Genomic DNA, 12,215 nt, shown 5'->3' with positions numbered 1-12,215 from the left:
CTTTGTCCTGCAGAGGATAAACGGCAGGTCGTTAACCTAATAAAGAGGCTGTTGACTTAGTCAACAGCCTCTTTATTAGGTTGCCTGATTAATCCATTATTACATAAGGTCCTGACGGGTAGGGGTGAAGATGTCAATAATTACAGAGTCATCTTCGAGTGCCGTTACGCCGTGCAGCATGTTTTTACCAGCGTAAAAACTATCTCCCTGTTTGAGGACTTTTTTTTCATAGCCCAGAGTGATTTCAAAACTGCCTTTGGCGATATATGAAATCTGTTCGTGATCTTGGTGCTTATGGGCGGCGCCAACGCCGCCTTTTTTAAACCGATTTTCCACCGACATGATCGTATCCCCGTAACTCAACACTCGCTGTGACTGTTTATCGGTGATTTGCTTAAAGTTTACGTTCTGACATTCTACAATCATTTTATCCATGTTTGCTGCCTCCTGATTAGTCCATATATACTTTTCTTTCGTGACCCATAAGTAAATTCCTCTTATGGGCTGAGGAATTTACTTTTAAATTACCTGTTGCCGTCGTTTTACTTAAAACATTTTGGCAATTTCATCAGATTTTCACAATCTCTTCATAACATCTTCAAATTCATCCGGTAAAGTATAGCCAGGGATGGTAGCCGGCAGAGAGCGACCTACAGGCTACATACAGCCCCGCCAGAACACAGGGCGGTAACCGAAAATTCAAGGAGGTTGAATAATGAAGAGTATCCCCAGGGCCGGCATTATAAGGGCATTGGCTGTAGGGAGCATATTGCTTGCAGCCAGTTTACAGCCTGTGCTTGCAGAGGAGCAGCCCATGACTCTGCAGGAAATTGTGAATCATGCCATCAACCATAACCCAGCGGTGAACGAAAGTGAAAAAAAGTGGGAGGAGAAGTCAAGCCGTATTTCCGCCGTTACGGCGCAGCCTGATCTTAAAATCGGACTGATGAAGGATGATATCCCTACCACGAGTTTGAATCCGGGTCGAGGCATAATGACCGAATTTAGTATCAGCCAGGAATTTATGAATACGGCTAAGCGTAAAGCTATGGGCAAAATGGCGGAGAGTGAAGCCAACATGACCAAAGCCGGTTGGAGCGACAAACAGCTAGAGGTTTATGCCCAGACTAAGCAGGCTTATTACGATTATCTTTATACCAAACAGGCGCTGTTAATTGGTAAGGAGAGCCAGCAGCTTATGGGGCAGCTCGCGAAATTGGCGCAAGTCAATTATGCAACAGGCATGGTGCCCCTACAGGATACGATGAAAGCGCAGACGGAGTTTTCGCAAATGACGGTTGATCTCTTAAATATGGCCTCCATGGAGGCTGTGGCCAAAGCCAAAATTAACAATCTAATGGGGCGCAGCACCAATACCGAACTTGAGGTTAAAGAAGAGTTTACTGCTCCGCCGCCCAATTTTGATTTGGCCGATCTTATCAAAACCGCTACGGAAGACAAGCCGTCCGTTATGGGGATGCAGTATCAGGTAGCAATGGCTCAGAACGGGATCGAATTGGCTAAAAAACAGCAGCTGCCTGATTTTGAAGTCCGGCTGGGGTATAAAAGGAACAGAGAGCTGATGGCAGAGTATGACGACATGGGACAGGTAATGCTTGACAAGCGGAACCCGACCTGGAAAATCGAAGTCATGGCCATGCTGCCTATCTGGGACAAAAAAAATAAAGCGGAAATAAAAGCAGCGCAGGCCAATCTTGAAGCTTCGCAGGCAGCCCTGCAGAATATGAAGAACATGACTGAGCTTGATGTCCAAATGGCGCTTACGGAAGCACAAACCTCCTGGCGTCAGATTGATCTTTATAAGAATACCATTATCCCTCAGACCGAGCAAACCTATCAGGCCGCCGTTGTCGGCTATACCAATGGCAAGGTGGACTTTATGACTGTGCTGGAAGGGGTCAATACTCTGCGAAATGCCAAATTGGGACTGTATAAAGCGAAAGTAGATTATGAAAAAGCGGCGGTTAATCTGGAAAAAGCAGTAGGCAAGCCCTTATTTACCAGTGGGGTACAGCCATGATGAGAAAGCCCGAAAAGGAGAGGACAGCATGCTAGAAAAGCTTCAGGCTAAAAAGAAACTGATCATGGGTGTGACCATTGGTGCCCTGATTGCCGGCGGCAGTTATTACTATACGACGCAGCATGCCAGGCCGGCGGCAGCCGATCATTCCGGACACCAGATGTCCGGGCCGGTTATGGCCATGGGTGATGTAGTGACACTTGACGCCAAGGCCAGGCAATTGGCAGGGGTGCAAACAGCCCAAGCCGTAAATAAATCATTGGACAAGGAGATCAAGACTACCGGCAAAATTGCCATGAATGAAAATGGGCGGACTTATATTACCTCCAGGGTGGAAGGACGGGTCGATGAACTGTACGTGACGGCCGAGGGAGAATTTATTGCCCCCGGACAAGCTATTGCCTCCGTATACAGTCCGACTTATATCGCGGCGCAGGAAGAATATTTGTTGACACTGGAAAATGTACAAAAACTAAAAAACGCCAGTAGAGATATTGTCCAAATTAACAGCCGCCTACGGGATGCAGCCTTGCGAAAATTGCAACTGTTAAACGTTGCGGACGAAGATATCGCCCACTTGGAGCATACCCGGCAGCCCCGGGACCATATGACCGTGTATGCCCCGTTCGGCGGCACCGTCCTGGAAAAGCAGCTGTTGCCGGGAGCCTACATTATGCCTGGTGATAAATTGTACACGCTTGCGGACTTATCGACTGTTTGGCTGTATGCCGACATTTATGAAAAGGATATCGCTGCCATTACGCCCGGATTGCCGGTGGCAGTGACCAGCAATGCTTATCCGGGGCAGGCTTTTGCCGGGAACGTGACTTTTATTAATCCCGTGCTTGATGACGCAACCCGGACAGTCAAAGTACGGATTGAAATGCCTAACCCCGGTGGCAGGCTGAAACCTAACATGTTTGTCAACGCCAATGTACAAATCCCCCTGGGAGACAGTCTGGTTATACCGGAATCCAGTATCCTTGATACCGGCAGCCATACCATCGTCTATGTGGCCCAAAGCGAGGATACCTTTGTTAAGCGGGAGGTGGTTGTCGGACAGCAGGCCGACGGCTATGTCCAAATTCTGTCCGGATTACAACCAGGAGAAACCGTAGTTACGGCTGCGACTTTCCTCATAGATTCACAAACCAAGCTGGGCAGTTTTGGCAGCCATGCCGGACACGGTGGCGGAGGAACCAATGCATCGTCACAGACTTCAGGCAGTGCCGATAATGGTACCGCAGTCCCGGCCCAAGCTCCGTCTGCACCGGCTGCCGCCGGCGAACACAGCGGCCATAGCGGTCATTAAGGGGGAACGGGATGCTAAACAGATTAATAGAATTTTCGTTGAAAAACCGTGTCATCATCCTGGTATTCGCCGCGCTGGTCATTGTTTGGGGCGTATTTACCGTACGCGATACACCCATTGATGCGTTTCCTGATCTTAGTGAAAACCAGGTACTTGTTTCAGCCGATTGGATGGGCCGGGGTCCGCAGGAAATTCAGGACCAGGTCACCTACCCCTTAGAGACCGCTTTGCGGGGGCTGCCTAAGGTTAAAGAAGTACGTTCGTCTTCCTCTTTTGGGATGTCGCTTATTACCGTAATCTTCGAGGACGGGGTAGATCCTTATTTTGCCCGCCAGGTTGTCAATGAAAAAGTGCAGCAGGCCATACCCCGTCTGCCGCGTGGCGTGGAGCCGTCCCTGGGGCCGGTCAGCACGCCTATGGGTCAGATTTTCATGTACACACTGGAAAGTGACCGGCATAATCTGGCTGATTTGCGCACCGTGGAGGACTTTACCGTCAAAACCCAGCTTAGTGCGGTGCCGGGTGTAGCCGAAGTTGCCAGCATCGGCGGGTATGTGCTGCAGTATCAGGTCAATCTTGATCCGCAACGCCTGCAAAGCTACCGGGTTACCTTCAACCAGGTTTTCGGAGCGCTTGGCAGCAGCAACGCCAACATTGGCGCTAAAGTTGTCGAACAGAACGGCCAGGAATTTATTATCCGTGGACTGGGGCTAATCCAGTCTGTGGACGATATAAAAAATATTGTGATTACCCAAAACAACAACGTGCCGATTTATATCAAAGACGTAGCCAACGTAAGCGTTGGTCCGGATTTTCGCCGGGGCGTGCTGACGAAATTTGGCTATGAGGCGGCCGGGGGAATTGTCATTCAGCGTATGGGGGAAAACACGCTGAACGTGATTGATCAGGTCAAGGCCAAGATCAATGAGATTCAGCCGACATTGCCGGAAGGCATGAAAATTGTGCCTTTTTACGATCAAACCGACCTGGTGAAAAAGGCAGTAAACACGCTTACCAGGGCCTTGCTGGAAGAGTTTATTTTAGTTTCCATCATTGTCATTGCCTTTTTGGGGAACGTCCGGTCCAGCCTGATTGTCACCAGCGCTATTCCGATTGGCATTTTGCTTGCCCTCATCGCCATGAAACAGATCCACTTGTCAGCCAACCTGATGTCGCTTGGCGGCATTGCGATCGGCATTGGTGTTATGACCGATGCCGCCATTGTTATGGTAGAAAATATTTTCCGGCACTTAGCCGAAGACCGTGGACGGCGGGGAATTATCGACGTGACACTGGCAGCGGCTAAAGAAGTTGCCGCGCCTATCTTCTTTTCCATTACGATCATTATCGTTACCTTCCTGCCGGTATTTACCATGACCGGAACCGAAGGCAAGCTGTACACCCCCATGGCCTGGGCCAAATCATTTGCCATGAGCGGCTCGCTGCTGTTGGCTTTTACCCTGGTGCCGGTATTATGCACGTTGTTTTTAAAAGGTAAAATTCAGGAAAAGGATACCTGGATTGTCGCCAACATGCACCGCTGGTATCTGCCGCTTTTGAAAACAGTGATGAAATACCATAAAACAACTATTGCTATCGCTGTTATCGTAATGATTGCCGGGTTTTCGCTGTTGCCGCTGCTCGGTACCACCTTCATGCCGGCTTTGGATGAAGGGACATTTTTGGTAATGCCCACCATGCTGCCCAGTGTGTCGCTGACAGAAGCGGTGGAAGCGGCTAAGGCCATGGATAAAGTCATCATGGAAATTCCGGAGGTTGACATGTCGGTAGGAAAAGTAGGCCGGGCCACGTCAGCCATGGACCCCGCACCGATTAACATGATTGAAACCATTGTCACCCTAAAACCAAAAGACCAGTGGCGGCCAGGGATGACCAAAGAGGCTGTTGAACAGGAAATGATGACGAGACTTGCCAATATTCCCGGCCTCAACTTAGCCTTTACGCAGCCGATTGCCGGCCGGTTAGCCATGCTGACGACCGGCGTGCGCACCGAATTGGGTATCAAACTTTATGGTGAGGATCTCAAGGTATTGCAGCAAAAGGCCTTTGATATTGAAAAAGCGTTGGCAGCCGTGCCGGGCGTCAGCGATCTGTTAGCCGAGCGGGTTTTTGGCGCTCCGTATCTGGAAATTGAGGTTAACCGCGATAAGGCGGCCCGCTATGGACTTAACATTGCCGATGTGGAAGATGCGGTTGAATTAGCGGTCGGCGGTAAAACCGCCACCACCACAATTGAGGGACGCAAACGCTTTGATGTCCTGGTCCGCTATAACCGGGAAAACCGTGAGACCATTGAGGCCATGCAGAACATTCTCATACCGGTAACCGGCGGCTCGCCAGCAGCGGCAAATGCCGGCGGCAGTATGGGCGGTATGGGCGGCGGTGGCGCAATAACGGCCAAACCGGCGACCGGAGCCTACGTGCCGCTGGGAGAAGTTGCTCAGTTCCAGATAGTTGACGGACCGTCGATGATCAGCAGTGAAAACGGGGTTTACCGGATGAGCGTGCAGATGAATACCCGGGGCCGGGACGTTGTGAGTTTCGTTGATGAGGCCAACAAGGTCATTAAGGAAAAGGTGGATTTGCCTCCCGGCTATTCGCTAAAATGGACAGGTCAGTATGAAAACCAGCAACGAGCGAAAGACCGGCTGGCAGTCGTGGTACCGGCAGTCATCGTTCTTACCTTCTTTTTACTTTATATGAGCTTTCACTCCGTCAGTGACGCGTTTCTGATCCTGATGAATATTCCATTCTCTTTGGTAGGTGGTATTGTCGCCATGTATGCGACAGGCACTTATCTGACAGTAGCGGCGGCTGTTGGCTTCATTGCCCTCTTTGGGATTGCCGTGCAGAATGGGGTTATTATGGTGACCTATATCAAACACCTGCGAGAGCACCGGTCTTTGGAAGAAGCCATCGTCGAAGGGGCGCATACCCGTTTGCGACCGGTTATGATTACGGCGCTGGTTGCCAGTCTGGGCCTGTTCCCGCTGCTTTTTGCCACCGGCACCGGTGCCGAAGTACAACGGCCTATGGCTACCGTCGTCGTTGGCGGTTTGGTTACATCCACCGTTTTGACCCTGATTGTGCTGCCCTGCATCTATCTGGTTTGGAATCGGTGGCGCGAACGCAAGATTAAATAGTAAGCTAAAGGAGCTGTTACATTATGAAAAAACAAAAAATAGCAATCGGTGCTTTCGCGATTGTCATAGTGATGTCTTTGGCTGCAGGGTGCGGCTCTAACGATAAGCCGGCAGCTACACAACAGCCGGCAGCCCAACAAAATTCGGGTCATGATATGAGTATGATGAATATGCCCAAGGAAGACCCCATGCCAATGATGAAAGATATGGATAAAGCGTTACAAGACATGGTTAAACAAGTGAAGGCCGGCCAAACGATGGATGCGCAAAGAAACGCTGCACAGTTGGTGAGTACCACCGATAAGGTTATGCCTCATATGATGGACGACAGTTTAAAAGGGCAATTGCGCAAAGCTGCCGCTGACATCAAGGATAGTGTGAACTCAGGGAAAACAGACCCCAGTGCTCTTGAAGGCAAGGTAAAAGCCATGCAGGATATTATGAAGCAAACGACAACGCACCTGCAGAGCATGAGTCATAATTGAGCGCGGCAAGGAGGGGCGGCCGATGACCAGATGGATATTGCCGCGCTGACAGGTACGCTGCTAAGCGGCGCGTCAGTGGCTGAGGCTGCTCCGGTTTCCGGCTATAAGCAGTTTGTGGAGTCGCTGGACAACATTTTGTCCGGAACCGTGATCCCCATTGCCGAAGAACAGGAGACGGCTGTACGTCAGCTATGTTCTCTCTTGAAGTCCATGCGGCAGCTGAAAAAATACCAAAGTCTCAGTAGTGAGACTTTGGTATTTTGGCTATCGTCTATAACAGTAGTTGAAAACATAATGAAATTAGCCTAACACATAGTGAGCCAGGACACTCTGCAATTCGTAAATATTCAGGCTTTTATTAAACTGCTTCTCAATAGGGGCTGCTTGCCCGGTAATCCATATTTTTAACTCTGCGTCCAAATCAAAATGTCCGGCAGTTTCAATGCTAAAGTGAGTAATGCTCTTATAAGGAATGGAATGGTATTCCAGTTTTTTACCGGTTAAGCCCTGTTTATCAACCAGAATGAGTCTCTTGCTTGTAAAAATAAACATATCGCGAAGCAGCTTATACGCTTTTTCAATTGTTTCTGACGGGGCAAGTATATTGGCGTATTCACGTTGAATATCTTCGCTCTGTACTTCTGACGCATTTCCCAGCAAACCATCTAAAAGGCCCATTATCTCAACCCTCCACTTTTTATTTACAGGCACATACTAAAATACTTCTGCCTCATCGACAGAGATTCCTACTCAATGTGAAAATAAGTAATGTGGGAGACAGAATTTCTACACATCGGGAGTCTTATAGTACTGCTCTTAAGATTTTTTTAAATAAAACGATAAATAAACTGGAAATATAAAATTTTAGTGAAGGCGTGGGGATTGTATGAGTTTGCAAGGGGTTTCGGCAATCGCGGGCCAGACAGCCTATGGAAAGCAAGGCCAATCTTCCGAAAAGACAGATGATAATGCCAGCGGTTGGAGGTATCTCACTGTTCGGGAAGGCGGTCGGGTATATACTTATGTGGTAATTGGTAAAAACATGAGGATCTTGATCGGTGAAGCTCCTGATGAGGGAAATGACCAAAAAGATAAAAAATCGGCAGACGGGAGCAAAAATACTGCTGCTAAGCCTGATTCAGCGAATGCGTCCAGCGGCAATGTGGTTTCAGTCAATACGCAGCTGTCTGTGAGCGGACAAAATAGCAGAAAAGAAGAAAAAAAGGTTAAACGTGATTTCCTGACAGATACCAGTATGTTTGCGCTGACCGGTTATTATCAAAAGAAGATGCGGGAAACGATCGATAAGTTAGGAACTCAGACGAAGTAGATTGGAAAATGACTTTAGACTGGAACCTATTAAAATAAATCATGCATTTGACGTACTGTGATGGCCGTATCCTTCGGGATCCGGCTTTTTCATTTGTCATAGTTTTGTCACATTTCCATATTATTCTTAAGACAGCAAATGTAAGGGGGATACTTCAGTATGTCAAAGTTATACTTCGAGAAACTGGGGGTCTACTGTTTTGAAGAAATGACCGAAGAAGAAATCTGCGACCACATTTGGGAACTTTGTGATGCGTCACGGCCGTCACCTCAGGGGATTACAGAGAAAGAACTCATGCAGGAAATTGATTTACTCTGCAATTACATGAAAAAAAGGCATAATAGTGAACGCATTGGTTCGTAAAAGACGATAACAATTGATAACGATTAGCTTTTAATAACAAATACCATAGCTTTTGGCAGCGACAGGGACCTGGATGATTTCGCTTTAAGGCAACAGGTTAAAATAAATCTTCAGGGAAATTCAATACCAGATTGCTGCCTGCCGGGTTGGCTTGGCGGGCGATTTCCATTTTCTATCCACTTCTAAAGAAATTCTAAAAATACTTATTTACAATATAATCATCTCGTTTTTTCATGGATACTTCTCCAACCCAGTGGCAGCTGGGCTATTTTTTTTATCGGTGGTAAGATAGGACATAACAACTTAATGAAATGTTTACCGATGCTTAACCAATCACCAAGCGCAACGTAGTATTGTAAGGGTAAGTGAATATGTAATTGTAAAGGCGGTGTTTCTAGTGGACGATAAGCCTGATGATGTAAACGACAATTTGACGGAAGAAGATTTACGGATTTTATTGAATGACTTGCCCAATATTCTGAAAGAATTAGAAGCATGGGCAACGAATGAGGCGAAGTCAGCCCAGTCCAAAAGTTTGCGGTATTAGCGTTGGCCCTGTTAATTACAAAATAGAAAAGTACCCAGCGACATGAGTCTCTGGGTACCTGGAAGATAGGTGCAAGCAATTTGTTTTCATAGGAAGTAATGTTATTTTATCACAAAAAGTTGGGGTCAATATTGATCCCATTGGCAACTGAATACCAAGTTGCCGCTGTAACTATCAGCGCATATACCACATAGCTGCCGATAACCACCCAGTTGCTGTTATCTCTTTTTTTTCTATTTACGAGATTACAATGCGCCTCATGGCAATACGTATTGGCCATTACAATCATCTCCTTCAAAATCTATCCGTAAGGATTTACCTTACTATAAATCTACGACAATTAACAAAAATTGTCAATTTAAAAGAGTATTCTAGTAACATATACAATTAGTTAAATTATAAATATTACACGTTTAACCAATTTTGTGAAAAGCCATATAATAAGCGCTATTACTGTTTACACCGGAATAAAAAGAATGGTTGTAGTGCTTTTTTCTGAGGAAAGTATATTCTTATTTTATAAAAGCAATATACTTTTTTAGTTTAGGCAATTGCAGAGAGGCAATACATGGGAAAAACTTCTTGACAAGACTATACGTATCTGCAATAATATAAATATAAATAATGATAATGATTATCAATATCGATTGCAATCAGCAGTGATCTGAGTTTGTATAGCAATAGGCAGTTCGTATAATGGTGAGGTGGGGAAAAAGTAATAGTGACTATGAAGTATAGATTACTTGTTGTTTTACTGATGTTTGGTATGCTGCCTATAGTGGTTATGTTTATTGCGGCCAGGCAAACACCCCTGGGGTTAAGCCGGGAATTTCACAGTACCATGGCAATAGGGGTGATGGTGACAAGTCTTGCCGGGTTAATTAGTCCCGGCCTTATCAGGCAGTGGCTTTTTTCTAACCGGATACAGAAAATGAAAGAGTTTTGCCAGAGTGTAAAAGACGGTAGTTCATACCTGGAAGGGAACTTTCGCCCAGATCGGGATGCAGCGTGTTGTGGCGAAGCTGCATGAATTAGAATCTGCTCTCGGAAGTTTACGGGATGAAGCCGGGGAGGTTGATGCCCAGGATGCTGTACAAGTACTCTTTAAAGATTATCCGGCGACAAGGTTAGCCGGTTGGCTGGAACAGGAAGTAAGCAATTAAGAAAAGTTTTGGGTAATCAATTCCTTCTTCAGGCTGAGACAATCGTTTTGGAAAGCAGCAAACTATATGAATTGGAAGAAAAGATCCGCTGCCTGCTCGCTCCCTGTCAAGCCGAACCGCTTATTGAAGAATTGCGGCGTTTGCGATACAAGCCTTTTCGTGATTTAATTGACATGCTGCCTGAGTATATAGCTGATTTAGCGGTAAATCAAGGAAAAGAGATTGCTCCGCTACGCATTACCGGTCCAGAAGCATTGGTAGATCCTGTACACTACCATGATTTTGCCCAAGCGCTTGTCCATGTTTTCCGCAATGCGGTTGCGCATGGGGTGGAAACACCGGATGAACGCCTGGAGGCGGGCAAGCAGCCGCAAGGGCGGATTACCTGTCACATCAAGGAACAAGGTGCCAATCTGGTAATTACGATTGCGGATGATGGAAGAGGGATCGACGATAAGTTGATCCGCCGCGTGGCCATAGCCAGAGGAATATGCAGTGAGCATGCTGCTTATGGCTTAGCGGAGGAAGAAGCAATTCGGCTGATTTTAGCCGATGGATTTTCCAGCGCGGATAATGCTAATGAGCTATCCGGCAGGGGAGTTGGGCTGGCGGCCGTTAAACAAGAACTCGATAAGCTTGGCGGGCATCTGGAAATTATGTCGACAGTGGGCAAGGGAACTAAGTTTACCTTTATTTTGCCGGTCATGAAGACTGGCTGCAGGCTGAGTATAAAGGGGGTTACAGAGGAAAATGGCACGTGTGCTTGTTGTGGATGACGCATTAATGATGCGTAAAACGATTGGAACTTTTTTAGTAAAGGCCGGACATGTGATAGTGGAGGAAGCGGCTAATGGCAAACAGGCGGTTATCGCTTATAAAACGCACCGACCGGACCTGGTTACCATGGATATAACTATGCCCGGGTGGACGGTATTGATGCTCTTAGGCAGATTATCGCTTTTGATTCCAAGGCACGGGTTGTTATGGTAAGTGCTCTCGGCCAGAAACATAAAGTATTTGATGCTTTACAGCATGGCGCAAAAGGCTATATTCTAAAGCCGTTTACAGAAGATAAGCTATTGTTGATTGTTAACGATTTATTAGGAACAGGCAGACATAGTGAATTTCCGCCTGCACAGATTGCAGCTCGTGCGGCAAAACCACTTACCGCCCAAATGGCATTTTCTCTTGAAAGCCAGGAGGAGGGAGTAAGAATTACGCCATTACGCGAGTTTTCTGACGCTGATTATGACGATATGGTTAAGGCCATGAAAAATATAAAATTAGGAAAAGACACGGAAATCATCATCGATTTTACATGTGGAAATGTGCTTAACCCTAAGACGGCGCTTGATTATGAGGCCGTTGTTAAGGATTTTACTGCTTGCGGAGGTATCATGCGGATTGTTTGTCATACACGGGACTATACAACGTATTTTCGCAATTTGGGTGGTTTGCAAGCGGTCGAGTTTGAACTTATTAAAAAGTACAGTATAATCTGGGGTTTACACCGGGGACTCCGGTCTGCGTAATCAGCCGTACTTGTGAATCAATCATTGTTAAATTGAAAGGAAGATATATTATGTTAAGCAAACAAATGGCCTACACCGTTAAGGTGGAACAAGGCCGGGAAAGAGAGGGCTTTCATAGGCCAACAAGAAAAAATCGGAGATCACACAGTTTAGTATGAATTCTGTTACGGGTTCGCTGCTTATCTGCTATTGCCCCGCTGATGTCCTGCGGACTCCTTTTTTACGCGAGTTAGAACAATTAGTAATTCAACAATATAGAAGGTGATAGAAATGACATA

General features: G+C 46.7%; 15 protein-coding genes and 1 pseudogene. 13 read left to right on the top strand and 3 right to left on the bottom strand.

Annotated features, from left to right (window positions below; genetic code table 11):
* Positions 1-99: 99 nt before the first annotated feature.
* Entirely contained in the window at positions 100-435 is a 336-nt protein-coding gene (locus BLR65_RS10895) for a cupin domain-containing protein (protein WP_245692699.1), read from the bottom strand.
* Positions 436-715: 280 nt separating this feature from the next.
* Here BLR65_RS10895 and BLR65_RS10890 point away from each other — a divergent pair, with 280 nt between their 5' ends.
* From BLR65_RS10890 to BLR65_RS10870, 5 genes are read left to right on the top strand one after another with little or no spacing between them, the layout of a single operon-like run.
* Positions 716-2,041: a TolC family protein gene (locus tag BLR65_RS10890; protein WP_093794216.1), complete on the top strand. Its 1,326-nt coding sequence runs from the start codon at positions 716-718 to the stop codon at positions 2,039-2,041.
* 28 nt (positions 2,042-2,069) lie between these two features.
* Positions 2,070-3,353, top strand: coding sequence for an efflux RND transporter periplasmic adaptor subunit (locus BLR65_RS10885; RefSeq protein ID WP_093794215.1), 1,284 nt, complete (start codon positions 2,070-2,072; stop codon positions 3,351-3,353).
* 11 nt (positions 3,354-3,364) lie between these two features.
* Positions 3,365-6,517 carry an efflux RND transporter permease subunit gene (locus BLR65_RS10880; protein ID WP_093794214.1) on the top strand — a complete coding sequence of 1,051 codons (3,153 nt, stop codon included), beginning with the start codon at positions 3,365-3,367 and terminating at the stop codon, positions 6,515-6,517.
* A 23-nt stretch (positions 6,518-6,540) separates the two neighbouring features.
* Entirely contained in the window at positions 6,541-7,002 is a 462-nt protein-coding gene (locus BLR65_RS10875) for a hypothetical protein (protein ID WP_093794213.1), read from the top strand.
* 30 nt (positions 7,003-7,032) lie between these two features.
* The gene (locus BLR65_RS10870) at positions 7,033-7,311 is read left to right on the top strand and encodes a hypothetical protein (RefSeq protein WP_093794212.1); all 279 of its coding nucleotides are present in this window, start codon (positions 7,033-7,035) and stop codon (positions 7,309-7,311) included.
* Here BLR65_RS10870 and BLR65_RS10865 read toward each other — a convergent pair.
* Positions 7,303-7,680, bottom strand: a complete 378-nt coding sequence (locus tag BLR65_RS10865) for a PH domain-containing protein (RefSeq protein WP_093794211.1) — start codon at positions 7,678-7,680, stop codon at positions 7,303-7,305. The two genes, BLR65_RS10870 and BLR65_RS10865, sit on opposite strands and share 9 nt — an antisense overlap.
* 208 nt (positions 7,681-7,888) lie before the next feature.
* Between BLR65_RS10865 and BLR65_RS10860 the strand changes: the two genes are divergently transcribed.
* From BLR65_RS10860 to BLR65_RS29735, 3 genes are all read left to right on the top strand, one after another.
* On the top strand, positions 7,889-8,332 hold the full coding sequence (locus tag BLR65_RS10860) for a hypothetical protein (protein ID WP_093794210.1): 444 nt from the start codon (positions 7,889-7,891) through the stop codon (positions 8,330-8,332).
* Positions 8,333-8,491: 159 nt separating this feature from the next.
* Positions 8,492-8,695, top strand: a complete 204-nt coding sequence (locus tag BLR65_RS10855) for a hypothetical protein (protein ID WP_093794209.1) — start codon at positions 8,492-8,494, stop codon at positions 8,693-8,695.
* A 397-nt stretch (positions 8,696-9,092) separates the two neighbouring features.
* Entirely contained in the window at positions 9,093-9,242 is a 150-nt protein-coding gene (locus tag BLR65_RS29735; RefSeq protein ID WP_169716727.1) for a hypothetical protein, read from the top strand.
* Between the two features lie 109 nt (positions 9,243-9,351).
* On the opposite strand, the gene BLR65_RS29730 is transcribed toward BLR65_RS29735, so the two are convergent.
* Positions 9,352-9,522 (bottom strand): hypothetical protein, encoded by a 171-nt coding sequence (locus tag BLR65_RS29730; RefSeq protein ID WP_169716726.1) that lies wholly within the window; start codon positions 9,520-9,522, stop codon positions 9,352-9,354.
* Positions 9,523-9,969: 447 nt separating this feature from the next.
* Here BLR65_RS29730 and BLR65_RS10850 point away from each other — a divergent pair, with 447 nt between their 5' ends.
* The 5 genes and pseudogenes from BLR65_RS10850 to BLR65_RS31785 all read left to right on the top strand — a co-directional run bounded on the left by BLR65_RS10850 (position 9,970) and on the right by BLR65_RS31785 (position 12,095).
* Positions 9,970-10,272, top strand: a complete 303-nt coding sequence (locus tag BLR65_RS10850) for a hypothetical protein (RefSeq protein ID WP_093794208.1) — start codon at positions 9,970-9,972, stop codon at positions 10,270-10,272.
* The gene (locus BLR65_RS29725) at positions 10,256-10,405 is read left to right on the top strand and encodes a hypothetical protein (protein ID WP_169716725.1); all 150 of its coding nucleotides are present in this window, start codon (positions 10,256-10,258) and stop codon (positions 10,403-10,405) included. The genes BLR65_RS10850 and BLR65_RS29725 overlap by 17 nt, the downstream gene beginning before the upstream one ends.
* Positions 10,406-10,413: 8 nt before the next feature.
* A complete protein-coding gene (locus tag BLR65_RS10845; protein ID WP_093794207.1) occupies positions 10,414-11,181 on the top strand; it encodes an ATP-binding protein in 768 nt (255 codons plus the stop codon).
* Positions 11,156-11,937, top strand: a pseudogene (locus BLR65_RS31605) (response regulator). The gene BLR65_RS10845 and the pseudogene BLR65_RS31605 overlap by 26 nt, the downstream one beginning before the upstream one ends.
* On the top strand, positions 11,904-12,095 hold the full coding sequence (locus tag BLR65_RS31785; protein ID WP_143122557.1) for a FeoA domain-containing protein: 192 nt from the start codon (positions 11,904-11,906) through the stop codon (positions 12,093-12,095). The pseudogene BLR65_RS31605 and the gene BLR65_RS31785 overlap by 34 nt, the downstream one beginning before the upstream one ends.
* Positions 12,096-12,215: the final 120 nt, after the last annotated feature.

This window comes from Sporomusa acidovorans, from assembly GCF_900101845.1.
In the GTDB taxonomy this organism is placed as follows: Bacteria; Bacillota; Negativicutes; order Sporomusales; family Sporomusaceae; genus Sporomusa; species Sporomusa acidovorans.
This window is presented reverse-complemented; position numbering and strand designations above follow the sequence as displayed.